Raw genomic sequence first — 15,907 nt, forward strand, 5'->3', positions numbered from 1 at the left:
CTTGTAGGACAACACGTTCACCGTAAGGAGTGAGGTTGATGTTCCCCGAAGGTTCACTCGAGAACCCGATGCGATTCCTGTTCGGCCCCGGCCCGGACGAGGTGACCTGCATGGCGCTGACCCCGGAGTGCATGGGCTGGATCCCGTTCCTGGCCAGCCGGTTCGGGATCGCCTCCTGACACCGGCGGTCAGTCCGGCAGCCCGTGCGCGGGGCCACTTCGTCGATGCGGCATCGGAGGGGCCGGGGAGGACGTAAGTTGGCCTTTATGACGACCACTATCCTGCACAACGCCCGCCTCATCGACGGCACCGGTGCCGACCCGGTTGCCGACGCTGTTGTGGTGATCGACGACGGGAAGATCACCTACGCCGGCCCGGCGGACGGCGCGCCGCAGTCCGATGACTCGGCCACCAAGATCGACGTCGGTGGCAACACCGTGACCCCGGGCTTCTTCGACTGCCACGTCCACCTCTCCCTTCCCGGCACCAAGGGCTCGCCGATCATGGCGGCCATGGTCCCGCCGTCCTACCGCTACTTCGAACTGATCGACCGGTTGAAGGTCACCATCGAGTCCGGTGTCACCACCGTGCGTGACCTCATGGGCATCGACGTGGGCGTGCGCGAGGCCGTCGCCAACGGCCTGGTCGAGGGCCCGCGTCTGCTGGTGGCCGACAAGATGTTCAGCCAGACCGGCGGGCACGCCGACTTCCACATCCCCTCGGGCATCGACGGATCCGGCCTGGTCGGCGGGTTGCTGGTCGACTCGGTCGACGAGGCCCGCCGCCACGTGCGCGGGCTGCTGCGCGATGGCATCGACGTGGTCAAGGTCGCCTCCTCCGGCGGCGTCACCTCCCCCTCCGACGACCCGGACTGGCTGGGCGCCCGCGTCGACATCGTCTCCGCGCTGGTGGAGGAGGCCCACAACTACGGCGGCCGCAAGGTCGCCGCCCACGCGATCGGGTTCGCCGGCATCCAGGCCGCGGTCCAGGGCGGCGTGCACAGTGTCGAGCACGGCTACGCCCTCAACGACGACCTGCGCCAGGAGATGGTCGAGCGCGGCCAGTTCCTCGTACCCACGCTGATCGAGACCCTCAAGCCCGACACCGCCACCCCGCAGGCCAAGGCCAAGAGCGACAAATGGCACGCGCTCGCGCACGAGTCGCTGCAGGCCTCGGTCGAGGCGGGCATCAAGGTCGCCGTCGGCACCGACGCCGGTCTGGTCCCCGATCACGGCGCCACCCTCGGTGAGCTGGGCGCCCTGGTCAAGTTCGGCGGCATGTCCCCGATGGACGCCATCGTCGCGGGCACCCGCACATCCGCGGAGCTGTGCGACCTGGGCGACAAGCTCGGCACCCTGGAGGCCGGAAAGCTCGCCGACGTCGTCGTCGTCAAGGGCGATCCCCTCGCCGACATCGACTCCCTGGCCGACCACAGCAACATCCTCCTGGTCCTCAAGGAGGGCCGCACCGCCAGCAACCGCGGCGCCTACGCCCTCTGACCCACACCACCCCAAACCGACGCCACGAGCCGGTGACCGCCCCGCGCGATCACCGGCTCGTGGTGTTCTCCTGCTCGTTCGCCTCGTCCTTCTCCTTCTGCCACGGCCACCGGCCGGAGATCTCCAGTTCGAGCGACCAGCTGAGGAAGGTTCGGATCGCGACGATCGCGGCCAGCACCGCGATGTCGTTGAGCGTCGGCATGACGGCCACGGTCTTGATGATGTCCGCGGCCACCAGCAGTTCCAGGCCGAGCAGGATGGACCGGCCGAGGAAGCGGCGGAACTGCCGGTACACGCCGGGCTCGCGATGCAGCAGCCGCCACCCGGCGAGCACGGTGGCGGCGACCGTGCCGATCACGATCGCCGCGACGCCCGCCGCGTCGATCACCTGACCGACCATCTCGATTGATTCCTGGAAGTCCATGGCTCCTGAAGTACCACGGTCCCGCCCTCACCGGGTCGAATCGGCGGCGTCAGGCCTGCATCCCCCGCCAGATCGTGTCGAGGGCGTGCCGGCAGCGCAGCTCGGTCTCGCGGTCGGAGAGGCTCGCGCCGCGGACCACGAGTTGGTAGTAGATGACCCCTAACAGTGCGTCCAGGGCCGCCTCGACGTCGAGGTCCACCCGGAACTCGCCGCGGTCGACCCCGGCGCGCAGGGCCTCGATCATCCCGCGCCGGCGGCGACTGACGTGGGAAGTCCAGTACGCCCACTGCAGTTCCTGATCGGACATCACGAGCTCGAGCCGTTTGCGGAACCGGCGCTGCGGGTAGGTCACCCCGCGCGCTTCTTCCTGGCGCTCGAAGAGCATCTCGAGCACCGCCTGCCTGAGATCTCCACTGATGTCCACCTCGGGGATGGCGCGGCCGTGGTCGAGCGCATCCGAGACCAGGTCTGTCAGCGAGGACCACCGCCGGTAGACGGCGGCGCGGGAGACCCCGCTGCCCGTCACCACCGCGTTGACGGTGACGGGCTTGCCCTGGTCGATCAGGCGCAGCGTGGCCTGGATGATCTTCTCGTCGTGCCCGGGCTCCGGGGGGCGGCCCGGCCCGGAACGCCGCCCGGCCGCCTGCGTGGCAGTCATGGTCAGGCGCCGAGCGCCCGTCGACGCAACTGGTCGACGAGGCCCGTGGTCAGGCCGGCGTCGTACAGCGGCTGCAGCGGATCGGTGTAGGTGGTGCGCAGGTGCTCGAGGAGTCCGAGCATGGGCGCCCGCGAGTACTCGGTCCGCACTGCGGCCCTGGCAGCGACGTCCATCTGCAGGCCAAGTCTGGCCATCATGGGCTCGATCACCGGCCGCACCCGGACCGAGACCGCGGCGATGTTGTGGCCGGTCTCGGCGTAGTCGGTCACGATGGCGTCGCTGTCCGCCCCCACCGCCAGCAGCAGCGCCGCGGCTAACACCCCGGTGCGGTCCTGGCCAGCCGCGCAGTGGAACACCGCGGCGCCGGGCGCGTGGGCGATCACGGCCATCGCCGTGACGATCTGCGGCGCCGCGTTCTCGAACAGCGAGATGTACATCTGCGCGAAGCGGGACTGGTCCCAAATCTCCGACGGGTCGGCGACGTGGTCCACGGCCGAACTGATCGAGGCCATGAACGGCATGTGGTGGTAGGCGACGGGGTACGCGCCGAGCAGGCCGCGGCCGGTGATCTCGGTCTCGGCGATCGAGCGCAGGTCGATGACGGTGCTCAGGCCTGCGGACATCAGGCGGGTCGCGGAGGCGTCGTCGATCATGGACAGGTCGTCGGCGCGCCAGGCGAAGTCCGCCCGGGTGGTCCCGCCGGAGATGGCGATCCCACCGAGGTCTCGGAGGTTGGCGGGCGGGGACAGCGGCAGGGTGATGGCGACCGGAGCGGCGGGTGCGGGCGTCGCTTCCGGCGTGGTCGCGGTCGCTGCGGTGGCGGGTGCGGTGGCGGTCATTACTGGATCCTCTTCCGGATGAGAGCGCTGGCCTGGTCGATCACCGTGACCAGCACGATGATGCACAGGACCATGGCGCTGAGATGGCCGTATTCGTAGCGGTTCATGGCGGTGGTGAGCTCGAGTCCGATGCCGCCGGCGCCCACCAGTCCGAGAATGGTGGCGCCGCGGACGTTGCCCTCGAACATGAGCAGGGTGTAGCTGGTGAGCAGAGGCATGGCCTGCGGGAGCACGGCGTACTGGATGATCTGCCGCTTGGACGCCCCCACGGCCTCCATCGCGATGACGGGCCCGCGGTCGACCGACTCCATGGCCTCGGCGAAGATCTTGCCGATCGACCCGAGCGAGCCCAGCGTCATGGCGAGGATGCCGGCGAACGGCCCCAGACCCACGGCGGAGACGAACATCAGCGCCAGCACGAGGTCGGGCACCGAGCGGATGATGTTCATCGTCCAGCGGCACGGGTAGTACAGCCATCGGGGCGCGATGTTGCTGGCGGCACCGAACGCGATGAACAGAGAGAGGAACGATCCGAGGACGGTGCCGACGATCGCCATCTGCAGTGTCTCGACCAGCAGTTCCACGATGAGCGGGAACTGGGAGAAGTCCGGCGGGAACAACCGGGCGAGGTACTCACCCATGTTGGCCGCGCCGTCGCCGAGCTGGAGGAAGTTGAACTGCGCGCCGTCGGCCGACCAGAGGAAGATGATCACGGCGACGACGACGCCGGCCGTGAACCGGGCCCGGGGGATACGGAACGCCTGTAGCTGGCGTTCGACCTCGGCGGTCTCCTCGGGTGCGCGGGTGCCGCCGGGCTTGGCGGTCAATGTCTGGGGCCGACTCATGCCTGCTCCTCCTCGTGGTCGTAGACCGCGGACAGGGCCTCGGCGTCCAGGTCGGCGGTCCGGCCCTGGATGAGGACCCGGCCCTCGCGGAGCCCGATCACCCGGTCGGAGTGCTCGAGCGCCAGCGGCAGCACGTGGAGGCTGACCAGGACCGGGACCTGCTCGTCCCGGGCGATCGACTGCAACAGGTGCAGGACGGTGTGGCTGGTGCGGGGATCGAGCGAGGCGACCGGCTCGTCGGCGAGGATGCACCGGGGCTTCTGCATGAGGGCGCGCGCGATCGCGACCCGCTGCTGCTGGCCGCCCGACAGCTGCCGCGCCTCGACCAGGGCCTTGTCGGCGATCCCGACCCGCTCGAGGAGTTCGTAGGCACGCTGCCGGTCGACGGCCCGGAAGGTGCCGAACCGGTTGAGCGGGCCCGCGTGGTGCAGGGATCCGAGCAGGACGTTGGTCAGCACCGACAGTCGGCCGATGAGGTTGAACTGCTGGAACACCTGACCGACGTTCGAGCGCAGCTGCCGGAGCCCGCGGCCGGTGAGGTCGGCGACGTCGGCGCCGTCGATCGTCACTGTTCCGGAGGTGATCGGCGCGAAGCCGGTCAGCGACTTCATCAGGGTCGACTTTCCCGACCCGGAGGAGCCGAGCAGAGCTACGGTCTCGCCGGGGTGCAGCTCGAGGTCGACCCGGTCGAGAACCAACGGGGCGTCGGGGGCGTAGCGCACGGACAGCTCGCGCACGCGTACCCGCGGCGGGCCGAGGGGCGTGTGCGCGGGACCCGCGGCGGCACCGGCGGAGGAGGCGGAGGAGGCGGAGGTCGCCGGGATGGTGGCGGGTCTGGTGAGGACGGGGTTGGAGGAGGTCATGGCGGCGGATCCTGTCCCGATCACTCGAGGTCCGAGATGTCCACGCCGGCCACGGCCGCGATGTCGACCAGGGTCTGGAAGGTCTCCGGACCGGGCTCGATCATCGGCTCGACACCCTCCGGCAGCGCCTCACCGTAGGTGCCGAGCGCGTCGGCGTTCGCGGCGGAGAACACCACCGGCAGCGCCTCGAGCAGCGCGGTGCGCTTGTCCTCGCTCATCTTCTGGTTGCCCAGCACGGCCAGCGAGACCGGCATGGCGGGACTCTCGCCGATCACGCGGGTCTCGCCCTCCTCGAACGGGAAGTAGGGGCTGCCCTGGCCGGCCATGTCGGTGAACATCGCGGCGGTGCAGGTCACGTCCACCTGGCCGCTCTTCAGCGCGAGCTGGCTGCGGTCGTGGCCGCCGGAGAACAGGACCTCGTAGTCCTCGCCCTGGGTGAGTCCGGCCCGGTCGAGCATGTACACCGGCATGAAGTAGCCGGAGCTGGAGGCCGGGTCGGCAAAGGCGACGGTGTCGTCCGGGGTGATGTCCTCGAGGGTGCGGATCGGGGAGTCGGCCAGCACGACGCACCGTCCGACGGGGGAGTCGTCGCCCGGCCAGGCCACGAGCGGATCGACCTCGCCGGTGTTGACGCCCATGGCGGTGGGGAAGGCGCTCATGATCCCGATGTCCTCGTGCCCGGATCGGATGGCTTCGATCACGGCCGAGTAGTTGGGGACGTCGGTGATCTCCACCTCGTAGCCGGTCTCCTCGGCCAGCAGGGCGGCGATCTCCTCGACCGGGGTCTCGGCGTTGGGGTCGTCGCTGATGGGCAGCGTCGCGAAGCGGACGGTGCGGTCGTCCTGCGCCGCGTCGGCGGACGAGGAACAGCCGGTGAGGGCGAGGGTGCCGACGACGACGGCGCCGCCGAGCGCGGGGAGCAGACGTGACTTCATGGGATGGCCTTTTCGTGACAGGGGCGGGAACGACAGCCATTCAAGGCGGGCAAGGTTGCCGGGTATTACGAGACCGGCGGTACGGCAATGGAAGCTTCTGTGAATGGGAGGTAACGGAATCCGCGGTCTCGCAATATGCGCCCGCGGTTCCGAACCGCCCCCACGGAACTGGAACGCGTTCTACGCTGCGGGCATGAGCTTTGAGGGGAAGTCCGTCCTGGTCACCGGCGGGGGAAGCGGCATCGGCGCCGGGGTGGCAGAAGAGCTGGTGCGCCGCGGCGCGAAGGTCACGATCGTCGGCCGGGGCGCCGAGCGGCTAGCGGAGACCGCGCAGCGGATCGCGGAGAACTCCGGACGTGCCGACGCCGTCCGTGCGCACGCCGCCGACGTCACAGACGAGGGCCAGGTGGCCGCGGCGGTCGCGGCGGCGGTCGAACACGGGGGCGCGCTCGACGGTGTGGTGGCCTGCGCCGGTGGCAGCGAGACGATCGGCCCGCTCACCCAGATGGACACCGAGGCCTGGAAGCGGACCGTCGACCTCAACGTCAACGGCATGATGTTCACCCTCAAGCATTCAGCGCGAGCGCTGGTCGCCCGCGGCGGCGGTTCGTTCGTCGCGATCTCCTCGATCGCCGCGAGCAACACCCACCGGTGGTTCGGCGCCTACGGGGTGACCAAGTCGGCCGTCGACCATCTGGTCGGGCTCGCCGCTGACGAGTTGGGCGCGAGCGGCGTGCGCGTCAACGGCATCCGCCCGGGCCTGATCGAGACCGATCTGGTGGCGCCGATCCTGTCCGACCCGGCGATCGCCGAGGACTACCGCGTCAACACCCCGCTCCCGCGGGTCGGCCGGGTCGAGGACATTGCGGAGGCCGCCGCGTTCCTTCTCGGCGAAGGCTCGACGTGGATCACCGGGCAGGTGATCAACGTCGACGGCGGCCAGATGCTGCGCCGCGGCCCCGATTTCTCCTCGATGCTCGAGCCGCTGTTCGGGGCCGACGGCCTGCGCGGCGTCGTGGCGGACGAGGACTGATCGCTTCGGAAGCCAGGGCCGTCCGGCATAGGTACGTTGAGGACACGCCCTCCGCGGCCGAGCGGACGGCGCCCCATCTGCCCGGCTTCGGAAAGGTCGATCATGGCGAATCTCAAGGAACTGGCCGAGTCCCACCTGGCCACCGCACGCGCCGAGGAGCACGGACGCAGCGCCGAGCTCGTCGCTCACGACGGGCCCCTGCGTCAGTCGGTCATCGCCCTGCGCGACGGGGTCCGGCTGGCCGAGCACAACTCCCCGCCGGCCGCGAGCCTGCAGGTCCTCCGGGGGCGGGTCCGCGTGGATCTGGACAACGAATCCCAGGGCGAGTTCGGCGAGGGCGAACTCTGGATCCTCACCCACGAGCGGCACTCGGTGCTGGCGCTCGAGGACAGCGTGTTCCTGCTGACCACGGTCACCAGCCAACCGGGCCAGGACTCGCGCGCCTGACCCTCCGGCCCAGGCCGAAGCTGTGCGCTGGACGAATGATGGAATATTTTTCATAGGCGTGATCGACCGCTAGAGTGCCCGGTGTGATGGGCGACACAATTCGTAGGTGGGCGCTGAGCGCCGTCGGTACCGCAGTGACCGGATCTCTCGCGCTGGGGGGAGCGGCCAGCGTCGATCTACTGGGCGTGCCCACCGATCACCTCGAGGTGATGTCTCCCAGCGGGCTCACCGTCGACCCGGGCGCGGTCGGCGTGCACCCGCTGGGCGCGCACTCCGTGGTCGTCGAGGACGGCGCGGTGCGGGTGGTCGAGGGCGAGCAGACCGTGTGGTCGAACGCCCCGGGCGCAGCCTTCCTGTCCGCCGGGACAGGGCACGTCTCCTGGGAGGAGCACCGAGGATACTTCTGGGCCGACGTGAACCACGATCGACAGTGGACGGCCCAGCAGCTGACCGGGGTGGAGGCCGCCCCGGGATCCGTCACTCTCACCGGCGACCTCGTCTCCGCGGACGGTGCGGTCCCGTTCACGGTGAGCTTCACCGAGCGCGCTGACGGCGGGGTAGCGGCCGACGTCGACACCGGCGCCACCTCGGCAGGCGGCGACGACCCGGTCCTGCAGTGGATCGGCGGCCGGTCGGCCGGCGCAGGCGTGCACGGCTTCGGCGAACAGTTCGACGATTTCAACCTCGACGGCCGGCTCGTCCCCGTGGTCGCCCGCGAACAGGGCGTCGGCCGCGGCGAACAGCCGCTGACCCTGTTGGCCGACGTCACCAACGGCGGGGCGGGCGGGACCACCTCGATGACCTACGCGGCGTGGCCGTCGTATGTCACCGGCGACCTGCAGGGCGTCCGGGTGGACCCGGACGACGAGGCCGCGCACGCGTTCGCGGTGGGCGACACCCGCACTCCCGACCGGGTCGGCCTTGAGGTGTGGGCCCCGTCGATGCGGCTCGAGCTCACCCGCGGTGACACCCCGGCGCACCTGATCGCCACGCAGCAGGGTCCGGTGGAGCGGCCGCGGTTGGCCGACTGGACCCAGCAGGGCGCGATCGTCGGCATCCAGGGCGGCACGGACACGGTGCGGGAGACCGTGGACAGGCTGGAGGCCTCCGGAACCGAGGTGGCGGGCGTGTGGCTCCAGGACTGGACCGGGCAGCGCACCACGGACTTCGGCGATCGCCTGTGGTGGACGTGGCAGTTGGACGAGCAGCGGTACCCGGGGTGGGAGCAGCTCGTCGGTGAGTTGCATGATCGCGGCATCCGGACCACCACCTACGTCAACCCGTGGCTCGTCGACGCCGCTCCCAAGAACGACCCCGGGATCCGCAACCTGTGGGCGGAGGCGCGGGACGCCGGGCTGCTGGTGCGCGCGCCCGACGGCAGCCCCTACATGGTCGACCAGGGCGGGTACTCGGCGGCGCTCGTGGACTTCACCAACCCGGCGGGCCGGGACTGGATGTCCACGGTCATCGCCGAGGAGGTGCTGGCCAACGGGGTCGACGGATTCATGGCGGACTTCGGGGAGGCGCTGCCGATGGATGCCGTCCTTCACGACGGTGACGCCACCCTCATGCACAACGCCTGGCCCCGCCTGTGGTCGGAGGTCGTGCGTGAGGGCTGCGAGAAGGCGGGACGCCCCGACTGCGTGACCTGGTTCCGCGCCGGCACCTCGGGGATGGACTCGCAGAGTCCGGCGTTCTGGAACGGCGACCAGATGGTCGGCTGGTCGGAGGAGGACGGACTCGCCTCGGCGCTCGCCGGGACGTTCGCCGCCGGGGTGTCGGGCTGGCCGGTCGTCCACTCCGACATCGGCGGTTACACCTCGGTGAACCTGCAGCTGACCGACTACGTCCGCGACGCGGAACTGCTCGCCCGCTGGGGTGAGTACGCAGCGTTCGGCCCGATGTTCCGCAGCCACGAGGGCAACCGGCCGGCGGTCAACCGTCAGGTCTTCGACCCCGAGGAGATCGACGCGTTCGCCCGCAACAGTCGGATCTTCGCGGCGCTTGCGCCCTATCGGGCCGAGGTTCTGGACGAGGCCGCCCGTACCGGGGTCCCGGCGATCCGGCACATGTGGCTCACCCACCCCGGCACCGCCGCCGCAGGAGCGGACGACCAATTCATGTTGGGCGGCTCCCTGCTCGTGGCGCCGGTGATGGCGCCTGGCCAGACCGAGGTCGCGGTGTCCCTGCCGCCGGGCACCTGGCGGCACCTGATCACCGGGCAGGTCTACCAGGGCGACTCGACGATCACGGTGGCCGCACCTATCGGCAGCCCGGCGGCGTTCATCGACACCGCCCACCCGCTGGCCGACCAACTCGTGGCGACCGTGGGCGCAGCCGTACGGGGAGCCGGCTGACGGTGTGGGCCTTGACGTGGGTCGAGCCCCGCAGCCGATCCCGTCTCAGCCTGCCGCGTGCAGACTGAAGGCGGCGAGGAAGCCCAGCGTGGCGATGAGCCCCGAGTAGACCGCGGCCTTCTCGAAGGCCTCGGGGATCATCGTGTCGGTGATCATCGCGAGGATCGCCCCCGCGGCCAGAGCGTTGACGAAGGCCAGCACGCCGGCGGGCGCGCCGTCCAGGAGCAGATAACCGGCCAGCGCCGCCAGTCCCGAGGCGATCGCGATACCGCCCCACACTCCGAATACGTAACGGGGCCGTCGTCCGGCCCTCTTCATGCCGGCCGTGCTGGACAGCCCCTCGGGGACGTTGGAGATGAAGACCGCGGCGAGCATCGGAACACTGAGGCCCCCGCCGGTGAGGAAACTCAGGCCGAGGACCATCGACTCCGGGACGCCGTCGATCAGAGCACCGATGGCGATCGCCGCACCACTGTCCGAATCCGACGGCTGTTGCGCGCCCGAGCGCTTACGGTGTCGCGCGCCGCGGCGGGCCAGCAGCAGGTTCAGCCCCACGTAGACCAGCGCGCCCACGAGGAAACCCAGCGACGTGGCGGCGAGGCCGCCCTGGTCCATCGCCTCCTCAACGAGCTCGAACGCCAACGCGGAGATCAGCACGCCCGCGCCGAACGCCATCACCACGGCGACCACGCGCGCGGGTACCGCCACGAGCCAGGCGATCGCGCTGCCGAGGAGGAGTGCGCCGCCGGCGAGGAGCCCGGCACCGCCTGCCGCCAGCCATTCGGGCATCACACTACTCCTTTCCGAGGGCGTCCCGCCTCCCGCCGGTCGAGCGTAGGCCCGCGGGGTGCGACCGGCATCCGCTCCGAGCCCTCGCGGCTCGGGCGACATCGTGCTGCCACGGCCGGACGCCGTCGAGGGACTCATCCGTGCGGGTAGGCGCCGCCGCCCATAATCGGGAGAACGCCCCGGCACCGCGCCGGACGGCCTACCGGGAGGACGACCGAGTGGATATTCCTGAGAAGCTGATCCCGCTATACCTCCGCGCGACGGGCAGGCAGCGACCGTATCGGAGCGAGGAGGCGGCGCGGGAGCACCTCGGAACTCGAGCTCTCCGTCCGGCGCCGTTCGGCCCGCCCCGTCGGATCGGCGTGGACGTGGACATCACCGTCACCCGGCGCGACGGGTGGCCCGTGTACACGGTCGTTCCTGCCGGTATCTCGCCCTCGGGGAGCGTCGTCTATGCGCACGGCGGCGGGTGGGTCAACGAGATCGTCCGCCAGCACTGGCAGCTGATCGGTCGGATCGCCGTCGAGGCGCAGACGACCGTCGTGGTGCCGATCTATCCGCTCGTCCCGGTCGGCACAGTCGGAGAGGTCATCGCCGGTTTCGTGGACATCGTTCGAGAAAGTCGCGACGAGTATGGCGACACGAGGCTGGTCGGTGATTCGGCCGGCGGGCAGATCGCGCTGTCCACCGCCATGGAACTGCGCGACCGGCACGGCATCGAGCTCTCCCGCACCGTGCTCATCGCGCCGGCTGTCGACCTCACCTGGTCCAACCCCCGCATCCCGGACGTCCAGCCCGATGATCCGTGGCTGGCGGTGCCCGGCGGCCGGTTTTTCTCCGAGACCTGGCGCGCGGATGTGGACGTGACCGACCAGCGTGTGAGCCCGATCTTCGGCGAGTTCGCCGGACTCGGGCCGGTCACCGTGTTCAGCGGGACCCACGACATCCTCAACCCCGATGCCCATCGGCTGGTGGGCAAGTTGCGAGAAGCAGGCGTGGAGGTCGCGTTCCACGAGGGCGATTCGCTCCTGCACGTGTACCCCCTCCTGCCCACGACGAGTGGACGCCGCGCGCGCGAGATCATCACCGCTCAGCTCGCGGGCGGTTGAAGTACCGGCAGGAGGTCGCGGGCTACGCCAGCACCCTGCGGAGGAACTCCACCGTCAGCTCGCGCGCCCTCCGGCTCTCCGGTGCCAGACCGCCGAGCACCGGGAACGCGTGGACGGCCGTGTGCCAGCGGTGCGTCTCGACCGTGCGTCCGGCCGCGTGGAGGCGCTCGGTCAGCGCGAGTGCGCCCTCCTCGACCAGCTCGCCCGCAGCCAGCGTGATGAGCGCGGGCGGGAAGGCCTCGGCGGCCACATCGAGCATGGACCGCTCACCCCGGATGCCGGCCGGCCCACGGGACCACAGCTCCTGAGCACGCTGCACGGTCCTCGCGGGCTGAAAGGCATCGCGGGTGAGCCACGAGCCGTCCCGGACCTCGCGATCGAGATCGACCAGCGGCGAGTACCCCACCATCGCGGCGGGCGCCCGCACGCCGTCGAGCGCTGCCAGCTCGCAGATCTTGGCGGCGAGGAACCCGCCGGCCGAATCCCCGGCCACCACGATCCGATGGTCGTCGGGCAGCTGCTCGGCCAGGCAGCGGTAGGCGGCGTAGACGTCGTCGATCAGCGCAGCCAGGTCCACCTCGGGCAGTTTGCGGTACCGCACCGCGTGGACCGGGGCGTCGAGGTGGACGGCAAGGCTCGAGCACAGCCGGGCGTGCGTGCCCGGACCGCAGAAGACGAACGCCCCGCCGTGGAGGTAGAGCACCGAGACGTCGGAGCCGGCAGCACCCGACCGCGGTGTCGTGGTGACCACCGGGACGCCGCCGAGCGAAGCCGACTCCACCGCGACGCCCGGCGCGTGGGGTAGCCGGGCGAATCCCCGCTCGACGGCGCCCAGTCCGCGGATGCCGGATTCGGTCAACGGCCACGCCCGGTACACGTGTCGCAGCGTCGCGCGGGAGCCCCAGTAGAGGAACCGCGCCGTCGGGCTGGGGGAGCGGTGGGTGGTGACGGCGCTGCGGGTGGTGACACTCATCGCCGGACGGGTCCGTTCGTGCGCAGCAGCTTCTCCTGCACCCTCCTCCCCTTCGCGGCCAGCAGCGGCAATGCGGCCGTGCCGAACCGGGGGAATGCGGCACCGACGCGTGCCAACGCGCCCCGCCACGCCGGCAGCGCCACCACGTGCCGGGGCGAGTCGAGCACCGTGCCGACCGCCCGCACCACGTCCGCGGGCTGGAGCAGGACTCCCGAGAAGGACAGCGCCGCCTGCGGATCCTCGAGCTTGTCGTAGAGCATCGGTGTCCAGATGCCGTCCGGGCACACGCACGAGATGTCGATGTCGCGCACTCCCGCGAGCCGCAGGTCGGCGACGGTGCTGCTGGAAAATCCCATCACCGCGTGCTTGGACGCCGCGTACACGGCCTCGCCGGGAACGGCCGAGATGCCGGCGAGCGACGCGATGTTGATGATGTGGCCGCCGGGTCCGTCACCCGGCGCGGAGCCGGAGGCGCCACCCCGCATCGCGTCGATCGCCGCGATCGTGCCGTTGATCGTGCCCAGCGCGTTGACGTCCAGGTGCAGCTTGCGCAGCTCCTCCGACTGCTCCCACGCCGGTCCGGTGACCAGCACGCCGGCGTTGTTCACCCACACCTTCAGCGACCCGGCCGCGGCGATCAGCTCATCGCGCGCCCGCTCGACCTGCGTGTGCTCGCGCACATCGACCTCAGCCCAGAGCGCCCCACGCCCGATCTCCGCGGCCGCGGCGGAGGCGGCCTCGCCACTGAGATCGGTGACCATGACCAGGTACCCGCGATCGGCCAGCAGTTCGGCGATCGCTCGGCCCAGCCCGCGACCAGCGCCCGTGACGAGGGCGCCGGGCCGTGTTGTCGTCGTCACTTCTCGTCCTTCAGACCCGACTCGATGCGGCCGTATGAGATCCCGCCGTGGCAGTACGTGGGCACCACGGGCCAGAACCGCTTCCACGGCGCCAGTTCGGTCGACGGCAGGATCTGCAGCCAGCGCGGATCTGCCGGGCACGTATCCGCCATGGTCTTCTCCTTGATCATGGAGTCGTACTGATCCAGCGCGTCCTCGAGGGTGTTGGCGTTGGGGCAGATCTCGCGGCCGTACTGCTCGTGGTAGCGGCGCACGCCCGGGATCTTCGACAGCTCCGGCTGCCAGTTGTCCAGCGAGATGCCGTTCTCCGAGGACACCCACACGCCGTCCGGGGTATTGATGACCAGCGAATGGTTGCCGTCGGTGTGGCCGGGCGTCCACAGCAGGGCGATGCCGGGGCCGAGCTCGATGTCGCCGTCGAAGAGTGCGAACTTGTCCATGTCCACGCCGCCGAGGCCGTCCTCGACGTACCAGGCCCACTGCATCGGGTGCAGGTCCTGCAGGGTCGCCAGCTCGAGGCGGTGCACGAGCATCCTCGCGTCGCCGAACAGCGGTTCGCGCGGGGCGGAGTCGCCGGGGATCGTCTCGGTGGAGCCGAGGATCATCCGCGGGTCCTGCACGTGCAGGTGGTCGAACGTGCAGAAGTCCACATCCGCAGGCGTCAGGCCCACCTTGGCCAACGCCACGTCCGGCTCGTTGAAGTACTTGAGGATCACCTTGCTGGCGAGCTGGCCGCCGGGGATCTTGTCGACCATCTTCTGCAGGTTGTTGTAGAACGGCGCCTCGGCCGAGCCGGCGGGAACGGTCGGCTCGAACACCAGCGTGCGGGGGCGGCCGCTCCAATCGTCGTACTGCACCACGACCATGCGGTTGATCATCGTGATGAGCGGCAGGCTGGGCACCGACACGGCGTTGTCGAACGCGTAGTTGACCGGGTACGGCGCACCGGCCACGTCGACGGACTTCACGGCGCGCACCTGCCCCTGCTGGACAAAGCGCTGCTTGTACTCGGTCGCGGCGGCGCGGATCGCGCGAAGACGCTCGCCGCGGGGCCAGATGTCGTGGACCCCGTCGAACTCGGGGATGGTGCGGGCGCCGATCTGCTCGAGCGTCGTCGCGATGCCCGCCGGCGGGGTGTGCTGCTGCGTGGTCATCGTTCTAGGATCGGACGCCCGCCGGCAGAAAACTTGTGTCAGCGCGACAACCTGGCCTGGTTGCGGAGCCGCCTGGGCGAGACGCCGAACCACCGCCGCACCGCGTGGCTGAGCGTGGCCTGTTCGGCGAAACCCACCAGGTCGGCGATCTGCGTGAAGGACAGGTCGGTGGTGGTGATGTACCGGTGCGCGCGGTCGCGGCGCAGGTCGTCGACGATCTGTCCGAAAGAAGTGCCGACGACGACGAGGCGCCGCTGAAGAGTCCGCGGATGCAGGTGAAGCGTCCTCGACACCTCCGAAAGTGAAGGAATGGAGCCGGGAAGGCTCTCGCTCACGATCCGGCGGATCCGGGTCGCGATCGAGTCCGCGGGATCCGAGTAGGCGCCGGCGAGGTGCTCGATCGCAGCCCGGCGGATCTCCTCATCCGCGGTCTCGAAGGCCGAGTCCAGCACGCGGACGTCCACGCACAGGGCGGCCACCGGCCGGTCGAACTTCACGTCCGCGGAGAAGAAATCGAGGTATCGGTTCACCTGGGACAGCGGCCCGTGGGGGATCTCCACCGACCGCAACCCTGTGGACCGGCCGAGCAGTTGCACGGCGACCCGGTAGAACACGCCCAGGCCGAGCTCGACGGCCTGCGGCGAGTACGGCGACTCGGAGACCTCCTTGCGGTACGTGAGCGCCACGACCCCGCGCCGGCCCCAGGGGTCGTCGTCCACGCCGATGGTCAGTACCGGGCTGTGGACGAACAGGAAGCGGGCGGCCGCGTCGAGCGCCTCGGTCGCGGTGGCCGACGTGCTCACCGCGCGGGCCACCGGCCCGAGGATCGTCAGGTCCTGCCGCTCGGCCAGCCGTAGGCCCAGGTCCGGGCAGTACAGCTCGGCCGCGGCGGCGTCGAGCATGCGGTCGTGCGCGGTGATCGACAGCAGCCCGTCGTCGTGTTCGAGGACGTCCGCCGCGATGTCGAATCGCTCGAGCAGACGGCCTGGGTCGCCGCCGAGTTCGGTGACGAGCGCGTCGAACCCACGCAGGCTGGCCGCGCGGATCAGCGGCTGCACGACGGCTCCCGGGTGGTCACGGCACCTACGCTACGGCTCCCGGGTCACGCGGCGGCCCTCCGCG

17 protein-coding genes are annotated in these 15,907 nt (G+C 70.4%); 6 read left to right on the forward strand and 11 right to left on the reverse strand.

Going from position 1 to position 15,907, the window contains the following annotated elements; translation table 11 throughout:
- Window positions 1–38: 38 nt before the first annotated feature.
- Both ACWIE7_RS01080 and ACWIE7_RS01085 read left to right on the forward strand, forming a co-directional pair.
- Window positions 39–179, forward strand: a complete 141-nt coding sequence (locus ACWIE7_RS01080) for a hypothetical protein (protein ID WP_344989077.1) — start codon at window positions 39–41, stop codon at window positions 177–179.
- An 87-nt stretch (window positions 180–266) separates the two neighbouring features.
- Complete coding sequence (locus ACWIE7_RS01085) at window positions 267–1,499, forward strand: amidohydrolase family protein (protein WP_454068392.1); 1,233 nt, start codon at window positions 267–269, stop codon at window positions 1,497–1,499.
- A 49-nt stretch (window positions 1,500–1,548) separates the two neighbouring features.
- On the opposite strand, the gene ACWIE7_RS01090 is transcribed toward ACWIE7_RS01085, so the two are convergent.
- From ACWIE7_RS01090 to phnD, 6 genes are read right to left on the reverse strand one after another with little or no spacing between them, the layout of a single operon-like run.
- A complete protein-coding gene (locus ACWIE7_RS01090; RefSeq protein WP_452100346.1) occupies window positions 1,549–1,923 on the reverse strand; it encodes a DUF1622 domain-containing protein in 375 nt (124 codons plus the stop codon).
- 49 nt (window positions 1,924–1,972) lie between these two features.
- Window positions 1,973–2,581, reverse strand: a complete 609-nt coding sequence (locus tag ACWIE7_RS01095) for a TetR/AcrR family transcriptional regulator (RefSeq protein WP_454068393.1) — start codon at window positions 2,579–2,581, stop codon at window positions 1,973–1,975.
- A 2-nt stretch (window positions 2,582–2,583) separates the two neighbouring features.
- The gene (locus ACWIE7_RS01100) at window positions 2,584–3,420 is read right to left on the reverse strand and encodes a tyrosine-protein phosphatase (protein ID WP_454068394.1); all 837 of its coding nucleotides are present in this window, start codon (window positions 3,418–3,420) and stop codon (window positions 2,584–2,586) included.
- Window positions 3,420–4,265 carry a phosphonate ABC transporter, permease protein PhnE gene (gene phnE, locus ACWIE7_RS01105; protein WP_452100343.1) on the reverse strand — a complete coding sequence of 282 codons (846 nt, stop codon included), beginning with the start codon at window positions 4,263–4,265 and terminating at the stop codon, window positions 3,420–3,422. Before phnE ends, ACWIE7_RS01100 begins: the two co-directional genes overlap by 1 nt.
- On the reverse strand, window positions 4,262–5,128 hold the full coding sequence (gene phnC, locus ACWIE7_RS01110; RefSeq protein WP_454057590.1) for a phosphonate ABC transporter ATP-binding protein: 867 nt from the start codon (window positions 5,126–5,128) through the stop codon (window positions 4,262–4,264). The genes phnE and phnC overlap by 4 nt, the downstream gene beginning before the upstream one ends.
- Before the next feature lie 20 nt (window positions 5,129–5,148).
- Window positions 5,149–6,063 carry a phosphate/phosphite/phosphonate ABC transporter substrate-binding protein gene (phnD, locus tag ACWIE7_RS01115; protein ID WP_454068395.1) on the reverse strand — a complete coding sequence of 305 codons (915 nt, stop codon included), beginning with the start codon at window positions 6,061–6,063 and terminating at the stop codon, window positions 5,149–5,151.
- Window positions 6,064–6,256: 193 nt separating this feature from the next.
- Here phnD and ACWIE7_RS01120 point away from each other — a divergent pair, with 193 nt between their 5' ends.
- The 3 genes from ACWIE7_RS01120 (at window position 6,257) to ACWIE7_RS01130 (ending at window position 9,900) form a co-directional block, all read left to right on the forward strand.
- Window positions 6,257–7,096: an SDR family oxidoreductase gene (locus tag ACWIE7_RS01120; protein WP_452100340.1), complete on the forward strand. Its 840-nt coding sequence runs from the start codon at window positions 6,257–6,259 to the stop codon at window positions 7,094–7,096.
- Between the two features lie 102 nt (window positions 7,097–7,198).
- Complete coding sequence (locus ACWIE7_RS01125; RefSeq protein WP_452100339.1) at window positions 7,199–7,543, forward strand: cupin; 345 nt, start codon at window positions 7,199–7,201, stop codon at window positions 7,541–7,543.
- A gap of 86 nt (window positions 7,544–7,629) precedes the next feature.
- Window positions 7,630–9,900: an alpha-glucosidase gene (locus ACWIE7_RS01130; protein ID WP_454068464.1), complete on the forward strand. Its 2,271-nt coding sequence runs from the start codon at window positions 7,630–7,632 to the stop codon at window positions 9,898–9,900.
- A 45-nt stretch (window positions 9,901–9,945) separates the two neighbouring features.
- Here ACWIE7_RS01130 and ACWIE7_RS01135 read toward each other — a convergent pair whose 3' ends face one another.
- The gene (locus ACWIE7_RS01135) at window positions 9,946–10,689 is read right to left on the reverse strand and encodes a ZIP family metal transporter (RefSeq protein ID WP_454068396.1); all 744 of its coding nucleotides are present in this window, start codon (window positions 10,687–10,689) and stop codon (window positions 9,946–9,948) included.
- Window positions 10,690–10,907: 218 nt separating this feature from the next.
- On the opposite strand from ACWIE7_RS01135, the gene ACWIE7_RS01140 reads away from it, so the two are divergent.
- Window positions 10,908–11,798, forward strand: a complete 891-nt coding sequence (locus ACWIE7_RS01140; RefSeq protein WP_454068397.1) for an alpha/beta hydrolase fold domain-containing protein — start codon at window positions 10,908–10,910, stop codon at window positions 11,796–11,798.
- A 22-nt stretch (window positions 11,799–11,820) separates the two neighbouring features.
- Here ACWIE7_RS01140 and ACWIE7_RS01145 read toward each other — a convergent pair whose 3' ends face one another.
- The 4 genes from ACWIE7_RS01145 to ACWIE7_RS01160 are packed head-to-tail and all read right to left on the reverse strand — an operon-like array spanning window position 11,821 to window position 15,843.
- The gene (locus ACWIE7_RS01145; RefSeq protein ID WP_454068398.1) at window positions 11,821–12,771 is read right to left on the reverse strand and encodes an alpha/beta hydrolase; all 951 of its coding nucleotides are present in this window, start codon (window positions 12,769–12,771) and stop codon (window positions 11,821–11,823) included.
- A complete protein-coding gene (locus ACWIE7_RS01150; protein ID WP_454068399.1) occupies window positions 12,768–13,631 on the reverse strand; it encodes an SDR family oxidoreductase in 864 nt (287 codons plus the stop codon). Before ACWIE7_RS01150 ends, ACWIE7_RS01145 begins: the two co-directional genes overlap by 4 nt.
- Complete coding sequence (locus ACWIE7_RS01155; protein WP_454068400.1) at window positions 13,628–14,785, reverse strand: hypothetical protein; 1,158 nt, start codon at window positions 14,783–14,785, stop codon at window positions 13,628–13,630. Before ACWIE7_RS01155 ends, ACWIE7_RS01150 begins: the two co-directional genes overlap by 4 nt.
- A gap of 38 nt (window positions 14,786–14,823) precedes the next feature.
- On the reverse strand, window positions 14,824–15,843 hold the full coding sequence (locus tag ACWIE7_RS01160) for an AraC family transcriptional regulator (RefSeq protein WP_454068401.1): 1,020 nt from the start codon (window positions 15,841–15,843) through the stop codon (window positions 14,824–14,826).
- Between the last annotated feature and the right edge of the window lie 64 nt (window positions 15,844–15,907).

The organism is Dietzia sp. NPDC055343 (genome assembly GCF_053645265.1).

What these genes read in the sequence shown, in the direction of transcription:
- ACWIE7_RS01080 (WP_344989077.1), top strand. Translation starts at nt 39, where the DNA reads ATGTTCCCCGAAGGTTCACTCGAGAACCCGATGCGATTCCTGTTCGGC.
- ACWIE7_RS01085 (WP_454068392.1), top strand. Translation starts at nt 267, where the DNA reads ATGACGACCACTATCCTGCACAACGCCCGCCTCATCGACGGCACCGGT.
- ACWIE7_RS01090 (WP_452100346.1), bottom strand. Translation starts at nt 1,923, where the DNA reads ATGGACTTCCAGGAATCAATCGAGATGGTCGGTCAGGTGATCGACGCG.
- ACWIE7_RS01095 (WP_454068393.1), bottom strand. Translation starts at nt 2,581, where the DNA reads ATGACTGCCACGCAGGCGGCCGGGCGGCGTTCCGGGCCGGGCCGCCCC.
- ACWIE7_RS01100 (WP_454068394.1), bottom strand. Translation starts at nt 3,420, where the DNA reads ATGACCGCCACCGCACCCGCCACCGCAGCGACCGCGACCACGCCGGAA.
- phnE (WP_452100343.1), bottom strand. Translation starts at nt 4,265, where the DNA reads ATGAGTCGGCCCCAGACATTGACCGCCAAGCCCGGCGGCACCCGCGCA.
- phnC (WP_454057590.1), bottom strand. Translation starts at nt 5,128, where the DNA reads ATGACCTCCTCCAACCCCGTCCTCACCAGACCCGCCACCATCCCGGCG.
- phnD (WP_454068395.1), bottom strand. Translation starts at nt 6,063, where the DNA reads ATGAAGTCACGTCTGCTCCCCGCGCTCGGCGGCGCCGTCGTCGTCGGC.
- ACWIE7_RS01120 (WP_452100340.1), top strand. Translation starts at nt 6,257, where the DNA reads ATGAGCTTTGAGGGGAAGTCCGTCCTGGTCACCGGCGGGGGAAGCGGC.
- ACWIE7_RS01125 (WP_452100339.1), top strand. Translation starts at nt 7,199, where the DNA reads ATGGCGAATCTCAAGGAACTGGCCGAGTCCCACCTGGCCACCGCACGC.
- ACWIE7_RS01130 (WP_454068464.1), top strand. Translation starts at nt 7,630, where the DNA reads ATGGGCGACACAATTCGTAGGTGGGCGCTGAGCGCCGTCGGTACCGCA.
- ACWIE7_RS01135 (WP_454068396.1), bottom strand. Translation starts at nt 10,689, where the DNA reads ATGCCCGAATGGCTGGCGGCAGGCGGTGCCGGGCTCCTCGCCGGCGGC.
- ACWIE7_RS01145 (WP_454068398.1), bottom strand. Translation starts at nt 12,771, where the DNA reads ATGAGTGTCACCACCCGCAGCGCCGTCACCACCCACCGCTCCCCCAGC.
- ACWIE7_RS01155 (WP_454068400.1), bottom strand. Translation starts at nt 14,785, where the DNA reads ATGACCACGCAGCAGCACACCCCGCCGGCGGGCATCGCGACGACGCTC.